Annotated in this window: 17 protein-coding genes and 2 tRNA genes; 9 read left to right on the forward strand and 10 right to left on the reverse strand. The window is 66.8% G+C overall.

The annotated features are described in order from the left end of the window. Position 1 precedes the first annotated feature (1 nt). On the reverse strand, positions 2-700 hold the full coding sequence (pedF, locus tag VOI27_RS16625; protein WP_323766551.1) for a cytochrome c-550 PedF: 699 nt from the start codon (positions 698-700) through the stop codon (positions 2-4). Positions 701-847: 147 nt separating this feature from the next. Between pedF and VOI27_RS16630 the strand changes: the two genes are divergently transcribed. From VOI27_RS16630 to VOI27_RS16655, 6 genes are all read left to right on the forward strand, one after another. Beyond that, positions 848-2,017 carry an ABC transporter substrate-binding protein gene (locus tag VOI27_RS16630; protein ID WP_323766553.1) on the forward strand — a complete coding sequence of 390 codons (1,170 nt, stop codon included), beginning with the start codon at positions 848-850 and terminating at the stop codon, positions 2,015-2,017. After that, positions 2,014-2,973 (forward strand): YVTN family beta-propeller repeat protein, encoded by a 960-nt coding sequence (locus tag VOI27_RS16635; RefSeq protein WP_323766555.1) that lies wholly within the window; start codon positions 2,014-2,016, stop codon positions 2,971-2,973. Before VOI27_RS16630 ends, VOI27_RS16635 begins: the two co-directional genes overlap by 4 nt. Before the next feature lie 28 nt (positions 2,974-3,001). Further along, complete coding sequence (locus VOI27_RS16640; protein ID WP_323766649.1) at positions 3,002-3,445, forward strand: hypothetical protein; 444 nt, start codon at positions 3,002-3,004, stop codon at positions 3,443-3,445. After that, positions 3,442-4,158 carry an ABC transporter ATP-binding protein gene (locus VOI27_RS16645; RefSeq protein WP_323766557.1) on the forward strand — a complete coding sequence of 239 codons (717 nt, stop codon included), beginning with the start codon at positions 3,442-3,444 and terminating at the stop codon, positions 4,156-4,158. The genes VOI27_RS16640 and VOI27_RS16645 overlap by 4 nt, the downstream gene beginning before the upstream one ends. After that, positions 4,155-4,946 carry an ABC transporter permease gene (locus VOI27_RS16650; RefSeq protein WP_323766559.1) on the forward strand — a complete coding sequence of 264 codons (792 nt, stop codon included), beginning with the start codon at positions 4,155-4,157 and terminating at the stop codon, positions 4,944-4,946. The genes VOI27_RS16645 and VOI27_RS16650 overlap by 4 nt, the downstream gene beginning before the upstream one ends. Positions 4,947-5,007: 61 nt before the next feature. Then, complete coding sequence (locus tag VOI27_RS16655) at positions 5,008-5,544, forward strand: sel1 repeat family protein (protein ID WP_323766561.1); 537 nt, start codon at positions 5,008-5,010, stop codon at positions 5,542-5,544. On the opposite strand, the gene VOI27_RS16660 is transcribed toward VOI27_RS16655, so the two are convergent. Then, positions 5,484-6,182 (reverse strand): ABC transporter ATP-binding protein, encoded by a 699-nt coding sequence (locus tag VOI27_RS16660; protein WP_323766563.1) that lies wholly within the window; start codon positions 6,180-6,182, stop codon positions 5,484-5,486. The genes VOI27_RS16655 and VOI27_RS16660 overlap by 61 nt on opposite strands. Before the next feature lies 1 nt (position 6,183). After that, the gene (locus VOI27_RS16665) at positions 6,184-7,155 is read right to left on the reverse strand and encodes an ABC transporter substrate-binding protein (protein ID WP_323766565.1); all 972 of its coding nucleotides are present in this window, start codon (positions 7,153-7,155) and stop codon (positions 6,184-6,186) included. 255 nt (positions 7,156-7,410) lie between these two features. Here VOI27_RS16665 and VOI27_RS16670 point away from each other — a divergent pair, with 255 nt between their 5' ends. Beyond that, positions 7,411-9,186 carry a PQQ-dependent methanol/ethanol family dehydrogenase gene (locus VOI27_RS16670; RefSeq protein WP_323766567.1) on the forward strand — a complete coding sequence of 592 codons (1,776 nt, stop codon included), beginning with the start codon at positions 7,411-7,413 and terminating at the stop codon, positions 9,184-9,186. Between the two features lie 274 nt (positions 9,187-9,460). Here the strand turns inward: VOI27_RS16670 and hisA are convergent, their stop codons facing one another. Further along, on the reverse strand, positions 9,461-10,183 hold the full coding sequence (gene hisA, locus VOI27_RS16675) for a 1-(5-phosphoribosyl)-5-[(5-phosphoribosylamino)methylideneamino]imidazole-4-carboxamide isomerase (protein WP_323766569.1): 723 nt from the start codon (positions 10,181-10,183) through the stop codon (positions 9,461-9,463). A 133-nt stretch (positions 10,184-10,316) separates the two neighbouring features. Here hisA and VOI27_RS16680 point away from each other — a divergent pair, with 133 nt between their 5' ends. Next, positions 10,317-10,703, forward strand: a complete 387-nt coding sequence (locus VOI27_RS16680) for a DUF2147 domain-containing protein (RefSeq protein ID WP_323766571.1) — start codon at positions 10,317-10,319, stop codon at positions 10,701-10,703. A gap of 36 nt (positions 10,704-10,739) precedes the next feature. Here VOI27_RS16680 and hisH read toward each other — a convergent pair whose 3' ends face one another. From hisH to hisB, 3 genes are all read right to left on the reverse strand, one after another. Continuing rightward, positions 10,740-11,378, reverse strand: coding sequence for an imidazole glycerol phosphate synthase subunit HisH (gene hisH, locus VOI27_RS16685; RefSeq protein WP_323766573.1), 639 nt, complete (start codon positions 11,376-11,378; stop codon positions 10,740-10,742). Between the two features lie 66 nt (positions 11,379-11,444). Then, positions 11,445-11,927: a GFA family protein gene (locus tag VOI27_RS16690; RefSeq protein ID WP_323766575.1), complete on the reverse strand. Its 483-nt coding sequence runs from the start codon at positions 11,925-11,927 to the stop codon at positions 11,445-11,447. Between the two features lie 260 nt (positions 11,928-12,187). Continuing rightward, positions 12,188-12,775: an imidazoleglycerol-phosphate dehydratase HisB gene (gene hisB / locus VOI27_RS16695; RefSeq protein ID WP_323766577.1), complete on the reverse strand. Its 588-nt coding sequence runs from the start codon at positions 12,773-12,775 to the stop codon at positions 12,188-12,190. Positions 12,776-12,909: 134 nt separating this feature from the next. On the opposite strand from hisB, the gene VOI27_RS16700 reads away from it, so the two are divergent. Next, positions 12,910-13,149, forward strand: coding sequence for an Lrp/AsnC family transcriptional regulator (locus VOI27_RS16700; protein ID WP_323766579.1), 240 nt, complete (start codon positions 12,910-12,912; stop codon positions 13,147-13,149). Positions 13,150-13,214: 65 nt separating this feature from the next. Here VOI27_RS16700 and VOI27_RS16705 read toward each other — a convergent pair. The 3 genes from VOI27_RS16705 to VOI27_RS16715 form a co-directional block, all read right to left on the reverse strand. Then, positions 13,215-13,289, reverse strand: a tRNA-Gly gene (locus VOI27_RS16705). A gap of 33 nt (positions 13,290-13,322) precedes the next feature. Beyond that, positions 13,323-13,397, reverse strand: a tRNA-Gly gene (locus VOI27_RS16710). Between the two features lie 289 nt (positions 13,398-13,686). Beyond that, the gene (locus VOI27_RS16715; RefSeq protein ID WP_323766581.1) at positions 13,687-17,136 is read right to left on the reverse strand and encodes a pyruvate carboxylase; all 3,450 of its coding nucleotides are present in this window, start codon (positions 17,134-17,136) and stop codon (positions 13,687-13,689) included. Between the last annotated feature and the right edge of the window lie 43 nt (positions 17,137-17,179).

The raw sequence follows: 17,179 nt of genomic DNA on the forward strand, positions 1-17,179 counted from the left end.
CCTAGTTGGCGGCCGAGAGACCGATGGTCAGGGTCTCTGCCGCTGCCTTGTAGGACGCCGGGGTGCCATCGATCAGGTTGGCGGCGCGGAACGCCACGCTGTCGGCAATCGGCGCACCCGAAAGGGTGTCGATCGCCTCGGCAATTTCGCTCAGCCGGGTTTTCAGTGCCGCGGCATCGGCGCCGGAGGCATCCTCGGCATAGCCCGCCAGCGTGTCGCGCAGCGCGCGCAGCTCATCCGCGTGCTCTTCCATCTGGTCGCCGTCGGGGCGGGTCTCGATATAGGTGCGGATCGCCCAGGCGGCATCCTGGCCCAGCAGATCGCCGAAACCGGGCATCTTGGTGATGCCGTTCTGGGTATAGCCGGTGCGGAACCGCTCGACATACCACTCGTCGCCGTATTCCTCGGCCTCCAGAAATCGCAGGTCAGGCGCCAGCCCGCCGGACACCACCTCGAGCCCGTGGCAGCGGGCGCAGTTCTGGGTGTAGCCCGAGGCGCCGATCTCGATCGCCTTGAGCCAGACCTCCTCGCCCACATCCTCGACGCGGTAGGGGTTTTCGGTCAGCCAGTCCTCGCCGGTTACGGGCAGCCCGGTGGTGTCCACCGCCTGCGGGGCCACGTCTCCGTGGGCATGGGCAAGCGTGGCGGCGGCCAGCAGGGCAGCGGCGGGCAGCAGGGCCTTGAGGGGTGTCGAGTACATGGTTTTCCTCCCAGAACAGGTCTCGTCCGTTGGCTAAAAACTACGCCCCTGCCGCAGCGGCGGCATATTGGACTTTGGTTGCGAATGCGGCCGAACGAGACCAAAGTCCCATTCCGCGTGCGCCGGCGGGCTTGCTAGCGTCGCCGCATGAAACGAGCCCTCGCATCGACATTTCTGGCGCTGAGCACCCTGGCAGCGGTCCCCGCCGCCGCCGAGGTGGCGCTGACCTTCGGCTATCTCTCGGTTGCGGTGCCGCGCCCGCCGGTGCTGTCGAATCTCGACCCTGAGCCCGAGAACATTGGCCGCGCCGGTGCGCAGACCGGCCTGCAGGACAACCTGACCACCGGCAAGTTCCTCGGCCAGGGCTACCGGATGTCAGAGGCCGTTGTGCCCCAGGGCGACGACCCGCTTGCCGCCGCGCGGGCGCTTCTGGCCGAAACGCGGTTTCTGGTGATCGATGCGCCCGCCGCGACGCTTCTGGCGATTGCCGATCTGGACGAAGCCAAGGGCGCGCTGCTCTTCAACACCGCTGCCGGCGAGGTGGCGCTGCGCGACGGTGCCTGCCGGGCCAACCTGCTGCACGCGCTGCCGTCGGATGCGATGCGGACCGATGCGCTGGCGCAGGTGCTGGTGCAAAAGCGCTGGACCGACCTGGTGATGATCGCCGGCACCCGGCCCGCGGATCAGGCCTATGCGCAGGCAATGCGCCGCTCGCTCACCAAGTTCGGCCTGACGCTCTCGGGCGAAAAGGCGTGGGCGTTCGATGCCGACATGCGCCGCAGCGCGAGCCAGGAAATCCCGCTGTTCACGCAGGATTTCGACGACTACGACGCGCTGATCCTCGCCGATGAGCTGCATGATTTCGGTCGCTACGTGCTCTACAACACCTGGGCCGCGCGGCCTGTCGTGGGCTCCGAGGGGCTGACCGCCGTCACATGGTCGCCGGTGATCGAACAATGGGGCGCCGCGCAGCTGCAATCGCGCTTCGAGGACCAGCACGACCGTGAGATGACCGCGCAGGACTACGCCGCCTGGGCCGCCGTCCGCACCCTGGGCGAGGCGGTGACCCGCACCAATTCCACCGATGCAGGGATCCTTCGGGACTACATCCTCTCAGACGCCTTCGAGCTGGCCGGCTTCAAGGGCCGCCCGCTGACCTATCGCGACTGGAACGGCCAGTTGCGCCAGCCCATCGCCGTGGCCCACCCGCGCGCGCTGGTGGCGCAAGCGCCGCTCGAGGGGTTCCTGCATCAGGTCAATGAGCTTGACACCCTGGGGCTCGACCGCCCCGAAAGCCAATGCGAGGCCTTTGAATGATCCGCACGATTTCCGCACTCTGCCTGCTTGCCCAGCCCCTCGCCGCCGGCGAGATCTGGGTGACCAACGAGAAGGACGACACCGTGTCGGTGATCTCGACCGAGACGCTGGAGGTCATCCAGACCTATCCCACCGGCGAACGCCCGCGCGGCATCACCTTTTCGCAGGACTTTTCGCGGCTCTATATCTGCGCCTCGGACAGCGACGCCGTGCAGGTGATGGACCCCGCCACCGGCGAGATCCTGCACGACTTGCCGTCGGGCGAGGACCCCGAGCAGTTCGTCCTGCACCCCAACGACCGCCACCTCTATATCGCCAACGAGGACGACGCGATCACCACCGTCGTCGACACCGAGACCCGCAAGGTGATCGCCCAGATCGATGTCGGTGTGGAGCCCGAGGGCATGGCCGTTTCCCCGGACGGCCGCATCGCCATCACCACCTCCGAGACCACCAACATGGCGCATTGGATCGACACCGAGACGCAGGCGCTCTTTGCCAACACCCTCGTCGACAGCCGGCCCCGTCATGCCGAGTTCGTCAAGAACGGCACCGAGATGTGGGTGAGTTCCGAGATCGGCGGCACGCTCACCGTCTTCGACACCGAGACCCAGACCGAGAAGGCCAAGATCAGCTTCGAGGTGCAGGGCGTCCACCCCGACCGCGTGCAGCCCGTGGGCTTTGAACTGACCACGGGCGACAGCCATGCCTTCGTGGCGCTCGGGCCGTCGAACCACGTCGCGGTGGTCAATGCCGAGACCTACGAGGTCGAGGACTACATCCTCGTCGGCCGCCGCGTCTGGCACATGGCCTTCAACGAAGACCGCTCGCAGCTGTTCACCACCAACGGCGTCTCAGGCGATGTCACGGTGATCGACGTCGCCGCGCGCAAAGCGCTCAAATCCATCAAGGTCGGCCGTTTCCCCTGGGGCGCGGCATACCGGGCCGCCAACTGACTATCCCTGGGAGGAGACCCTCATGTTCATGCGATCCATTGCCGTCATGGCAGCCCTTGCCCTGACGCCCGGCCTGGCGCTTGCCGATGACGACGACGATGCCGGCTTCGGTGCCGCCGGGGTGCTCGGTGGCAGCAACAAGGAGGACCTGCCGCCGATCATCCTGTCGGCCGGCGAACCGATCTCGGCCGCACCCTGGGTGCTGAAATCCGGCACCTATTACGAGTTCGAGATCCAGGGCGACGGCAGCCAGGAGCTGGCCCTCGTCGGGCCGGAGTTCTTCCGCGCCATCTGGATCGACGAGATCGTGGTCGAGGGTCTGGAAATTCGCCCGCTCGGCCTCGACAGCGTCGAATTCGACGAGGCCGGCGAGATGGAAATCGGCTTCCTCGCCATCAAACCCGGCCGCTACCACATGCAGATCCCCGGCACCACGGGCGAGACCCAGCGCATCGACATCACCATCGAATGACCGGGCTCGAGGTCGCGGGACTGGGCTACAGCTACGGCGCCAGACAGGCGCTGAGCGAGGTCTCGTTCCGCGTCCGCCCCGGCGAGTTCTGCGCGCTTCTCGGCCCCAACGGCGCCGGCAAGTCGACGCTTTTCAACCTGCTGACCCGGCTCTTCGTCAGCCCCACCGGCCGCATCACCATCGCCGGCCACGACCTCGCCAAGACGCCGCGCAGGGCGCTGGCCCGGCTCGGCATCGTCTTCCAGCAATCCACGCTCGACCTCGATCTGACCGTCCGCCAGAACCTCGCCTATTTCGCCGCTCTCCATGGAATGTCGGGCCGCGAGGCCCGCACCCGCATCGACGCCGCCCTCGACCGCCTCGATATGCGCGTCCGCGCGCATGAGACATGCCGCGCCCTTAATGGTGGCCACAGACGGAGGACCGAGATCGCCCGCGCGCTGATCCACAACCCCGACGTGCTGCTCCTCGACGAGCCCACCGTGGGCCTCGACGCCGCTGCCCGCGCCGCCATTACCGATCACGTCCACGCGCTGGCAGACGACGGCGTCACCGTGCTCTGGGCCACCCACCTCACCGACGAAGTCCGCCCCGACGACCGCCTCGTCATCCTGCACCAGTCGCGCATCCTTGCCGACGGCACCGCCCGCCACATTGCCGGAGACACCACGCTCCGGAAACGTTTCCTGCACCTCACCGGCGCTCCCGCGTGACGCCCTTCCTCACATCGCTGCGTGCCATCGTCGCCCGCGAAGCGCTGCGCTTCCTCCACCAGCGCGAGCGTTTTGTCGCCGCTCTGGTGCGCCCCCTCGTCTGGTTGCTGGTCTTTGCTGCCGGCTTTCGCGCCGCGCTGGGGCTCAGCATCATCCCGCCGTATCAGACCTACATCACCTACGAGACCTACATCCTGCCCGGCCTCTGCGGCATGATCGTGCTGTTCAACGGCATGCAGTCCTCGCTGTCGCTGGTCTACGACCGCGAGATGGGGTCGATGAAGCTGTTGCTGACCTCGCCGCTGCCGCGCTGGTGGCTGCTGTTTGCCAAGCTCGCCGGCTCCACCGCGATCTCGGTGCTGCAGGTCTATGCCTTCCTCGCCATTGCCGCCGCCTTCGGCATCACCCTGCCGCCTCTGGGCTATGTCACCGTGCTGCCGGCCCTGGTCATGGCCGGCCTGATGCTGGGCGCGCTGGGGCTGGTCCTGTCCAGTTTCATCCGCCAGCTCGAGAACTTCGCCGGGGTGATGAACTTCGTGATCTTCCCGATGTTCTTCCTGTCCTCCGCGCTCTACCCGCTGTGGAAGATGGCCGAGAGCTCAAAGCTTCTGCATGATATCTGCGCCGTGAACCCCTTTACCCACGCGGTCGAGCTGATCCGGTTTGCGCTTTACGCGCAGTTCAACGGCTGGGCGCTGCTCTGGGTGCTGCTCGCCACGGCCGGGTTCACCGCGCTGGCGCTCCGGGGCTATGATCCGGCCCGCACCCGGATCGCGCGCCGCGGCTGAGCCCGGCGTCTACGACCATAGGCTTGGTGAAAACGCGCCGCCATGCGCTAGGATCAGTCGCATGAAACAGCTTGCTCTTGCCCTGACATGTCTCGCCACCCCCGCCCTCGCCGAGGGTGACGCCGTCCACGGCACCCTCAACCCCGACGAGATGACCTGGCAATCGATGACCGAGCGCGCGGCGCGCGGCGAGACCGGCATGGTGATCTGCGCGCAGGGCTACATGCTGACGAAGTCCGGCAATCACGCCGCCGCCCGCGCGCTGTTTCTGAACTGCGCCAATGCCGGCTATACCGGGGCGATGACCTGGATGAGCCAGCTCGCCAACAACGGGCTGGGGGGCGCGTACAACCCCGATGCGGCGGCAGAATGGGACCGGCGGGCCGCCGAGCTGGGCGATCCGGTGGGGCAGTTCAACTACGGGCTCGATCTGCTGCGCGGTCACGGCGTGGCGCAGGACGATGGCTTGGGGCGGCGCTACGTAGACCGGGCGGCCGAGGCCGGGCTGCCGGTGGCGCGGCGGTTGCAGGGCGCGGGCTATGACCCCGACGAGGTGACGCCGGATGCCGACAACTGGAAATACGCGCCCCTGTTCTGAACATCGCCGGTGATCCGCGCCGGGCTGCCGCCCAGTGTGACGATGCGGCTGGCCAGACGTCTGGCCTCGGCCTCGACATGGGTGACCAGCAGGGTGGTTACCCCATGTGCCGCGCGCAGGCTGGCAAAGAGCGCCATCATCTCCTCGACCAGCTCGGGATCGATCGAGACAAAGGGTTCGTCCATCAGCAGCAGGTCGGGTTTCACCGCGAAGGCGCGGGCCAGCGACAGCCGCCGCTGCTGGCCGAGCGACAGCTGGCCGGGGAAATCCCCGGCGCGCCCGGCAAGGCCGACCTCGGCCAGCGCGGCATCGGCCTCGCCAGCCGTAAGCCCGGTCGGGATGCAGATATTGTCGCGGGCCGAGCGCCAGGGCAGCAGCACCGGCTCCTGAAAGACCATCGCGGTGCGGCCGGCGACCGCGCAGCGCCCGCTGAAGCCCGCATGCAGCCCGGCGATCACCCGCAGCAGCGACGACTTGCCGATGCCGGAGGGGCCGACCAGCGCCAGCGTCTCGCCGCGGCGCAGCTGCAGCGACAGCGCGCCCAGCACCGGGGTGGCGTCATAGCCGAGCGCGGTGAGCTGCAGGTCGAGCAGGGGGCCCGGGGACCGGGCCGGTCCGTCGTCCTGCAGCAGGGTCATCTCAGCTGCCATTCTGCAGGAAGGTGCCCTCTGGAAGTTCGGTCGCCTGGCCCAGCAGGTCTTCGCCGCCCAGTTCGACCATCAGCTCCAGCATGCGGCCGGCGGCCGCCTCGTCGACCGGGCCGGGGGTGGGGATGCCGGCGCGGAAACCGGCCTTGAGCGCCTCGAACTCGGCGTCGGACTTGGCGTTCATCCGGTCGCGCAGACGGTCCCATTCGGCGTCATCGCCGGCCAGCTTTTCCTTGGCCGCGCGCGAGGCGGCGGCGAGACCGTTGACCAGCGCGGGCCGGTCGCGCAGCATCTCGCCCTTGATCACATAGCCCAGCAGCGGCGTCTCGGGGTCGAGCCCCAGATCGCGCGCCGCGTCGGACACGTCGATCAGCGTGCGCATTCCGGCGGCCTCCATCTTGGCCATGAAGTGCCAGAAGTTGATCGCCGCGCCCACTTCGCCCGAAAGAGCGGACTTGAAGATCAGCGGCGGCGCGCCGAAGACCTGCTCGGTCTCGGCCGCGAGCTCCATCCCGTGCGCCTTCTCGGCATAGGCCTGCAGGATCAGCCAGCTCTTGTCGAGCGGCCCGCCGGCGATGCCGATCTTGTCCCCCTTGAGGTCGGCCAGCGTCTGCGCCGGGCTGTCCTCGGCCACCATGACGCCGCCCACCGCCTTGGAATAGGGGATGAAGACGTAATCGCGGCCCGCCGCGCGCTGCCGTGCCACCCAGAGCCAGTCGGAGACGATGACGTCGGTCTCGCCGCCCTGAAAGGCGATCTGCGCGGCGGCACTGCCGGCCACGCCCTGCACCTGAAGATCGAAGCCGTTGGCGGTGTCGAGCCCGTGGTGGGTGATGGTGTCGAGTTCCCAGTTCACCGTGCCGAACTTGAGCACCGAGGCGCGCAGCACCGCGTCTTCGGCCCAGGCTGCGGTGGTCAGGATCACGGCCGCCGCGGCGCCGCTGAGTATCCGAGTGATGGTCATGTGGTCCTCCCGTTTGCACGCAGGATGGGCGAAATGGTCGGGGCGGCAAATACGACCATAGGCGTGCGCACCGACGAATCGCGCCAAACGGCCGCGGATATCGGCGATTGTCAACTGACAATGGGTCTTACGACGAATATCCAATACCTGCCTGCCTGCTTTGCGAGAATGATGCAACAGCGGCCCCGCACCAGCCTTTTGCGCCGGGCCCGACTGATGCGGCCCCTCTGATTGGGGCCCGGGAGGAGACCTGACATGAACCGATTCATCATCGCCGTCACCGCAGGGTTGCTGGCGACATCCGCATATGCCGAGAGCCACGGCATGGGCGTCACCGAAGAGATGCTGGCCAATGATGCCGCCTCGACCGGTGACGTGCTGACCAACGGCATGGGGCGGCACCTGCAGCGCCACTCGCCGCTCGAGATCCTCAACAAGGACAACGTGCAGAACCTGGTGCCCGCATGGGCCTTTTCGCTCGGCGGTGAAAAGCAGCGCGGTCAGGAGACCCAGCCGATCGTGCATGACGGCGTGATGTATATCACCGGGTCGTATTCGCGGCTCTATGCGATCGACGTCAAGACCGGCCAGGAGCTCTGGCAGTACGACGCCCGCCTGCCCGAAGGTATCCTGCCCTGCTGCGACGTGGTCAACCGCGGCGCCGCGATCTATGGCGAGAACGTCTATTTCGGCACGCTGGATGCCCGCATCGTGGCGCTCAATGCCAAGACCGGCGACACCGTCTGGAACAAGAAGATCGCCGACTACAAGGCCGGCTACAGCTATACCGCCGCGCCGCTGATCGTGAACGGGCTGGTCATCACCGGCAACTCCGGTGGCGAGTTCGGCGTCGTCGGCGCGGTGCAGGCGCGGGATGCGGAGACCGGAGAACTGATCTGGGAACGCCCGGTGATCGAAGGCCACATGGGCACGCTCAACGGCGAAGACAGCACCATGACCGGCGCGCTCAACGCCACCTGGCCCGGCGACATGTGGAAGACCGGCGGCGGCGCCACCTGGCTCGGCGGCTCCTACGATGCCGACACCGACACGCTGGTCTTTGGCACCGGCAACCCCGCGCCCTGGAACAGCCACCTGCGCGATGCCGGCACGCCCAAGGACGACAACTCCGGCGACAACCTCTATGCCGCCTCGCGCCTTGGCCTCGATCCGGCGACCGGCGAGATCAAGTGGCATTACCAGACCACCCCGCGCGAGGGCTGGGATTATGACGGCGTCAACGAGGTGGTGGCCTACACCGACCGTGAGGGCAACAAGCGCTTCGCCACCGCCGACCGCAACGGTTTCTTCTACGTGCTGAACCGCGAGGACGGGGCGTTCGTTTCGGCCGCGCCCTTCGTCAAGGACATCACCTGGGCCGAGGGCATTGACGACAGCGGCCGGCCGATCTTTGTCGAGGACAACCGCCCCGGCGATCCTTCTGCCGCAGCCGATGGCAAGAAGGGCGACGTGGTGTTTTCCTCGCCCGGCTTCCTGGGCGGCAAGAACTGGATGCCGATGGCGCATTCGCCCAAGACCGGACTGTTCTACGTGCCGTCCAATGAATGGGGCATGGACATCTGGAACGAGCCGATCACCTTCAAGAAGGGCGCGGCCTACCTTGGCTCGGGCTTTACCATCAAGCCCAACTACGAGGACCACATCGGCAGCCTCAAGGCGCTCGATCCCGATACCGGCGAGATCAAGTGGGAATACAAGAACGAGGCGCCGCTCTGGGCCGGGGTGATGACCACCGCGGGCGGGCTGGTGTTTACCGGCACGCCCGAGGGCAAGTTCATCGCCTTCGACGACGAGACCGGCGAGGAGCTGTGGTCGTTCCAGACCGGCTCGGGCATCGTCGGCCAGCCGATCACCTGGGAACAGGACGGCGAGCAATACGTCTCGATCATTTCGGGCTGGGGCGGCGCGGTGCCGCTCTGGGGCGGCGAGGTGGCCAAGAAGGTCAACTACCTCAACCAGGGCGGCCTGCTCTGGACCTTCCGCCTGCCCCATCAGCTCGCGTCGAACTGACGCTCCGAACTGCTGCTTGCACTGCCCCTGCCTCTCGGCGGGGGCATTTTCGTATGCGGCGGAGGCTCCGGCGGCGGGGCCGGCCGATCGGGATGCCGTTACCACATTAACGGATCTGTCCCGATGAGGCAGGTTTTCGCCACGCCTGCGCGTGTCGACAGGCCGGGGGGCGCTGCCCCCCGGACCCCCCGGAGTTCAAGGGCAAGATGAAGGAGCGGGGGGAGTCCCGGGCTTCGGGCACCGCAGACCGCGTAATGTCGTTTGTGCCGGGCCGTCAGGCGGCCATGACCGAGAGCGCCTCGCGCAGGTCGATGGCGCCGTCATAGAGCGCCCGGCCCGAGATCGCGCCGTTGAGCGGCGCGCCGCAGTTGCGCAGCGCCTTCAGGTCGTCGAGCGAGGAGACGCCGCCGGAGGCGATCACCGGGATCGAGACCGCATTGGCCAGCGCCGCGGTGGCCTCGATATTGGGGCCCTGCATCGCGCCGTCGCGGTTGATGTCGGTGTAGATGATCGCCGCGACGCCGGCATCCTCGAAGCTCTGTGCCAGGTCGGTGACCTCGACGTCGGTCTCTTCCGCCCAGCCCTTGGTGGCGACCCGGCCATTGCGCGCGTCGATGCCGACGGCGACCTGTCCGGGAAAGGCGCGGGCGGCCTCGCGCACCAGTTTCGGGTCCTCGACCGCGGCGGTGCCGAGGATGACGCGGGCCAGCCCCTTGTTGAGCCAGCTCTCGATCGTCTTCATGTCGCGGATGCCGCCGCCCAGCTGGGTCGGCACGGCGGTGGCCGCCAGGATCGCCTCGACCGCGCCGGCATTGACCGGACCGCCGACAAAGGCGCCGTTGAGGTCGACGAGGTGCAGCCATTCGCAGCCGGCCTCGACGAAGGAGCGCGCTTGGTCGGCCGGGTCTTCGTTGAACACCGTGGCCTTGTCCATGTCGCCGCGCAGCAGGCGCACGGCCTTGCCGTCCTTGAGGTCGATGGCGGGATAGAGGATCATGGCAGGCTTACCTTTGGTCGCGGTTCGGCGGCGTTTGGCACGTCGCGTCATGAAATGCAACGGACCCGACGTCACAGTTGCGCCACAGCGCCTATGAGTCGCAGGCTGGCCTCTCACTCAGGGAGGAGACGAGATGAAACGACTGGCAAGCGCGCTGGCGGCGCTGACACTGACGGCAGGCATGGCGCAGGCCGATCCGGCGCTTGGCGTCTGGCAGACCGAAGCCGACGACGGCGCCTATGCGCATGTGACGATCGCGCCCTGCGGCGCGCAGCTCTGCGGCACCATCAGCCGCACCTTCAAGGGCAGCACCGAGTACACGTCGCCCAACCGGGGCAAGCAGCTGGTGCGGGGGATGACGCCACAGGGCAACGGCAAGTACACCGGCAAGGTCTGGCGGCCGTCGAACAACAAGATCTACAACGGCAAGATGCAGGTCAGCGGCCAGACGCTGAAGATGTCGGGCTGTATTGCCGGCGGGCTGCTGTGCAGCTCGCAGGTCTGGTCGCGGCTCAAGTGACCCTCGGCTCCGGGGCGCGATGGCGCTCCGCGGCCTTCAGGGCCTCCAGCGCAGGAAGTTGCCGATCATCCTGAGCCCGTTGCCCTGGCTCTTTTCGGGGTGGAACTGGGTGCCCACCATGGTGCCGCGGCCGATCACCGCGGTGACGTCGCCGCCGTAGTCCACATGCGCGATGCGATGCGCCGGGTCGCTGACGCGGACGTGGTAGGAATGCACGAAATAGGCATGTTGGCCGGTCTCGATCCCGTCGAGCACCGGGTGCGGGGTGTCGATCACCAGGTCGTTCCAGCCCATGTGTGGCACCTTCAGCGACGCTTCGGTGGGGGCGATCCGGACCACCTCGCCGCCGACCCAGTCGAGCCCCGGCGTATCGGCGTATTCGCGGCCCCAGGAGGCCATCAGCTGCATGCCGACGCAGATGCCCATGAACGGCCGGCCCTTGACCTCGACCGCCTCGACCATGGCGTCATAGAGGCCGGAGTGGCCCTTGAGCGCGCGCATGCAGGCCGGGAAGGCGCCGTCTCCGGGCAGCACGATCCGGTCGGCGCGGGCCACCACCTCGGCATCACCGGTCACCACCACATCGCCACCGTCGACCTCGCGCGCCATGCGCTGAAAGGCTTTCTCGGCCGAATGCAGGTTGCCGGATTCATAGTCGATGAGTGCTGTGAGCATTGGGCCGCCTCTTTCGTGGTCTGCGCGTGGGGTGGCGCGAAACGCGGGCGGCGTCAAGGGTGGCGGTCAGCCGATGTGCAGCACCTCGGACAGCACCTCCGGCGCCAACGGGGCGCCTTCGGCGGTGGTGGCATGGGCGGCGTAGGTCTTGAAACCGGCTGGGACAAGGGTGCCGCGCGTGGCCTCTGCGACAAAGATGTACTTGCTGTTGTCGGGGCTGAAGTCGAACCAGCCGGGATCGTCGAAGGTCCCGCAATAGACGCCGAGCCGGTCGGGCCAGCGCTCGAAGGTGAGGTGGGTTTTGGTGCCGCAGGTCTCGCAGAACTGCACGTAGACCTGTTTGCCGCTGCCGCCGGAGACATGGGTGTAGCGCCTTGGCCTGCCCTGCGTGAGGGCAAAATCGGGCAGGTCGAAGATCGGCTCGACCATGCCCTTGGCGCCGGTGGCGCGTTGACAGAAGCGGCAGAAACAGGCGGTGACCCAGAGCGGATCGGCGGTCACCTTGTATCTGAGTGCGCCGCAGAGGCAGCCGCCGTGATGTTCGGTCATGGAAGGTCCTCCTGGCTCAAGGCTAGCACAAGAGGGAGGACCGGGTCAGCGAAACATTTGCGAGCCGCGCATGGCCGGGCCGCGGACTGGCGATCCGACGGGTGTGGATGGCAGTTTATGCCGGCCAAGTCCGTATGACCTGTCGAGGGAGCGCTTGTGGCAGCCAGATCGCCAGGCCAGGGGGCGGCGTCATGCCGGAGGTCTGCCTGCGGCATGGCGATGCGCGGCGGGCTGCGCCCGCTGTTGACGCGCCGGGTGGCTTACAGCGCGCCCTTGGTGGAGGGGATGGCGTCGGCCTTGCGCGGGTCGGTCTCGACCGCTTCGCGCAGCGCGCGGGCGACAGACTTGAACGCCGCCTCGGCAATGTGGTGGCTGTTGACACCGTGCAGCGCGTCGATGTGGAGCGTGATGCCGCCATGGGTGCTGAGCGCCTGAAAGAACTCGCGCACCAATTCGCTGTCGAAACTGCCGATCTTGGAGGTCGGCAGATCGGCGTTCCAGATCAGGAAGGGCCGCGCCGAGAGGTCGAGCGCGCAGCGCACCAGCGCATCGTCCATCGCCAGGAGGCAGGACCCGTAGCGGCGGATGCCGGTCTTGTCGCCGAGCGCCTGCACCAGGGCCTGTCCGATGGCGATGCCGGTGTCCTCGACGGTGTGGTGATCGTCGATGTGCAGATCGCCCTCGGCGCGGATCGTCATGTCGATCAGCGAATGCCGTGACAGCTGGTCGAGCATGTGGTCGAAGAACCCGACGCCGGTCTGGTTGTCATAGACGCCGGTGCCGTCGAGATCGAGGCTGACGGAAATGCTGGTCTCGGCGGTCTTGCGGGTGATCGTGGCTGTGCGCATCTGGCTCGTCCTTCAAGGTCAGCGCCTTATAGGCCGGGGCGGTCGGGGCTCCAAGAGCGGCGCGGGCGGTTTTCGCCGCTTGTGCGCGCCGGGCCACTGTGACAGCCTCGGCGCTGCAAGAATGAGGAATGCCGATGACCACCTGTGTTTTTGTCCAGCTGCGCTGCAAACCGGGCACCACCTACAAGGTGGCCGAGGAGGTCGTGCTGCGCGAGATCCACTCCGAGCTCTATTCCACCAGCGGCGATTTCGACCTGATGCTCAAGCTCTACATTCCCGAGGGGCAGGACGTGGGCAAATACATCAACGACCACCTGCTCGACATCGGCGGCATCGAACGTTCGCGCACCACGCTGACCTTCAAGGCGTTCTGAGGCCGCCCGGACACGCATGCAGACGGCCCCGCAGGGCGATGTCATGATCTGATCGAAAGAGAGTTTGGAGCGGGCGAGGCGATTCGAACGCCCGACCCTAACCTTGGCAAGGTTATGCTCTACCCCTGAGCTACGCCCGCATCCGTTTGGCCATCTCTGGCCTGGGGTCCCTATGGAGCGGGCGAGGCGATTCGAACGCCCGACCCTAACCTTGGCAAGGTTATGCTCTACCCCTGAGCTACGCCCGCATATCCATTGGGTGTGAGCGATTTATAAACTGTGGCCCGGATCCGCAAGCGGAAAATGCTGCGACCGCGGAAAAATTCCGCACGGCGGCTGAGGTGGGGGGGAGGCAGCCCGTCGCGCCTGTTGCCGCAGGTCCGAGGCGCGACGCGCAGAGGCGGACAGGACGGTGAGGCCCCGGATCAGGTCCGGAGCTGCGACGCATGGGGGGTGGCCCGAGACGCACGGGAGGGCCCGTGGGGCACCACCCCGGTCAGGTAGAAGGCCCGGGTCTTTCGCCCGGGCCTTGCTGTTTTACTCTTCGAATTCGACCAGCAGATCCTTGGCGTCGATCTGGCCGCCGGGCTGGACGTGCACCGCCTTGACCGTGGCGTCGCGCTCGGCGTGGATGCCGGTCTCCATCTTCATCGCCTCGATGGTCAGCAGCATGTCGCCTTCCTTGATCGTATCGCCCGCCTTGACTGCGACCGTGGCCACCACGCCCGGCATCGGCGCGCCGACATGGCGGTCGTTGCCGAGCTCGGCCTTGGGCCGCGCCGCCGACGCGGCGGCGGACTTGCGGTCGGGCACGCGGATCACGCGGGGCTGGCCGTTGAGCTCGAAGAACACCTTGACCTCGCCGTCCTCGCCGGTCTCGCCCACCGCCTGCAGCCGGATCTCCAGCGTCTTGCCGGGGTCGATCTCGGCGGTGATCTCCTCGCCCGGCTGCATGCCGTAGAAGAAGGTATGCGTCGGCAGTGCCCGCACCGGGCCGTACTGGCGATGACGGCCCATGTAGTCGAGGAAGACCTTGGGATACATCAGATATCCGTTGAGGTCCTCGTTATCGATCGCCAGCCCTTCGAGCTCTTGCGAGAGCTCTTCGCGGGTGGCCTCGATATCGACCGGCTTGAGGTGCTTGCCGGGGCGCTCGGTGTTGGGTTTCTCGCCCTTGAGCACCTTCTTCATGATGCCATCGGGAAAGCCGCCCGGCGGTTGGCCGAGGTTGCCCTTCATCATGTCGATCACCGAATCGGGGAAGCTGACGTCGGTCTTGGGGTCCTCGACCTCGGCACGGGTCAGGCCCTGGCTCACCATCATCAGCGCCATGTCGCCCACCACCTTGGAGGAGGGGGTGACCTTGACGATATCGCCGAACATCATGTTGACGTCGGCATAGGCCTGCGCCACCTCGTGCCAGCGCTCCTCGAGGCCGAGCGAGCGCGCCTGGGTCTTGAGGTTGGTGAACTGGCCGCCGGGCATCTCGTGCAGATAGACCTCCGAGGCCGGGGCCTGCATGCTCGATTCGAACGCCGCGTACTGGCCGCGCACCGCTTCCCAGTAGTTCGAGATCTCGCGGATCGCGGCGACGTCGAGCCCGGTGTCGCGCTCGGTATAGCGCAGCGCCTCGACAATCGAGCCCAGCGTCGGTTGCGAGGTATTGCCCGAAAGCGCATCCATCGCGCCATCGACCGCATCGACGCCGGCCGCGGCCGCCGCCATGATGGTGCCGATCTGCGCGCCCGAGGTGTCGTGGGTGTGGAAGTGGATCGGCAGGCCGACCTCTTCCTTCAGCGTCTTGATCAGGGCGCTGGCGGCCGAGGGTTTCAGCAGCCCGGCCATGTCCTTGAGGCCAAGCACATGGGCGCCGCCGTCGCGCAGCTGCTTGCCCATTTCGACATAGTACTTCAGGTCATATTTCGACCGGTCGGGATCGCGGTAATCGCCGGTGTAGCAGATCGTGCCCTCGCAGAGCTTGCCAGAGGCCTGCACCGCATCCATCGCGACACGCATGTTCTCGACCCAGTTCAGGCTGTCGAAGACCCGGAACACGTCGATGCCGGATTCCGCCGCCTGTTTGACGAAGAACTCCACCACGTTGTCGGGGTAGTTGGTATAGCCCACCCCGTTCGAGGCGCGCAGCAGCATCTGGGTCATCAGGTTGGGCATCGCGGCGCGGATGTCACGCAGGCGCTGCCACGGGCATTCCTGCAGGAACCGATAGGCCACGTCGAAGGTCGCCCCGCCCCAGCATTCCACCGAAAACAGTTGCGGCAGCTTGGCGGCATAGGCCGGCGCCACCTTGATCATGTCGATCGAGCGCATCCGGGTGGCCAGAAGCGACTGATGGCCATCGCGCATCGCGGTGTCGGTGATCAGCAGCTTCTTCTCGGCCAGCATCCAGTCGGCCACCGCCTGAGGGCCCTTGTCCTCGAGCAGGTTGCGGGTGCCATAGGCGGGCTTGGCGTCAAACGGCACCTGCGGCGGCTTGGCCGGCTTCAGCTCGGGGTGCGGCTTGGGACGGCCCTGCACCTCGGGGTGACCGTTGACAGTGATGTCCGCGATGTAGGTCAGCACCTTGGTGCCCCGGTCGCGGCGCTTCTTGAAATCGAAGAGCTCCGGCGTCTCGTCGATGAATTTGGTGTGGTACTGGTTGTTGAGGAAGGTCGGATGCTTGAGCAGGTTCTCGACGAAGGCGATGTTGGTGCTGACGCCGCGCACCCGGAATTCGCGCAGCGCCCGGTCCATCCGCGAGATCGCCTTCTCCGGGGTCTGCGCCCAGGCGGTGACCTTGGTCAGCAGCGAATCGTAGTAGCGGGTGATCACGCCGCCGGCGTAGGCGGTGCCGCCGTCAAGCCGGATGCCCATGCCTGTGGCCGAGCGATAGGCGGTGATCCGGCCGTAGTCGGGGATGAAGTTATTCTGCGGGTCCTCGGTGGTGACGCGGGTCTGCAGCGCGTGGCCGTTGAGGCGGATATCATACTGGCTGGCCTTGCCGGTGGCCTCGGCCAGGCTCTTGCCCTCGGCGATCAGGATCTGCGCCTGAACGATGTCGATGCCGGTGACTTCCTCGGTGACGGTGTGTTCGACCTGCACGCGGGGGTTGACCTCGATGAAGTAGAACTTGCCGGTCTCCATATCCATCAGGAACTCGACGGTGCCGGCGCATTCATAGTTCACATGGGCGCAGATCTTGCGGCCGAGCTCGCAGATTTCCTCGCGCTGGGCCTCCGACAGATAGGGGGCGGGCGCGCGCTCGACGACCTTCTGGTTGCGACGCTGGACCGAGCAGTCCCGCTCGTAGAGGTGATAGATGTTGCCCTGCTTGTCGCCGAGGATCTGCACCTCGACGTGGCGGGCGCGGGTGATCATCTTTTCGAGATAGCCTTCGCCGTTGCCAAAGGCCGCCTCGGCCTCGCGCCGGCCCTCGAGCACCTTGTCCTCGAGCTCGTCTTCCGACGCGATCGGCCGCATGCCACGACCGCCGCCGCCCCAGGAGGCCTTGAGCATCAGCGGGTAGCCCACTTCGGCCGCCTGCTTCTTGATCTTGGCCATGTCATCGCCCAGCACCTCGGTCGCCGGGATCACCGGCACGTCGGCCTCGACCGCCACCCGCCGGGCGCTGGCCTTGTCGCCAAGGGCGCGCATGGTTTCGGCGCGGGGGCCGATGAAGGTGATGCCGGCGGCATCGCAGGCATCGACGAAATCGGGGTTCTCGGACAGCAGGCCATAGCCCGGGTGGATCGCATCGGCGCCCGACATCTTGGCGACCCGGATGATCTCCTCGATGCTCAGGTAGGCCGCCACCGGCCCCAGACCTTCGCCGATCCGATACGCCTCGTCCGCCTTGAACCGGTGCAGGCCAAGCTTGTCTTCCTCGGCATAGACCGCGACGGTCTTTTTGCCCATTTCGTTGGCGGCCCGCATGATGCGGATGGCGATCTCGCCCCGGTTGGCGATCAGGATCTTGTGAAAGTCGGACATGGCAGGCTTTCCGTTTGTTGCATTGCAGCATGCTTAGACGGTC

Origin of the sequence: Marinovum sp., assembly GCF_034669705.1 — a bacterium.
Taxonomy (GTDB): Bacteria; Pseudomonadota; Alphaproteobacteria; order Rhodobacterales; family Rhodobacteraceae; genus Marinovum.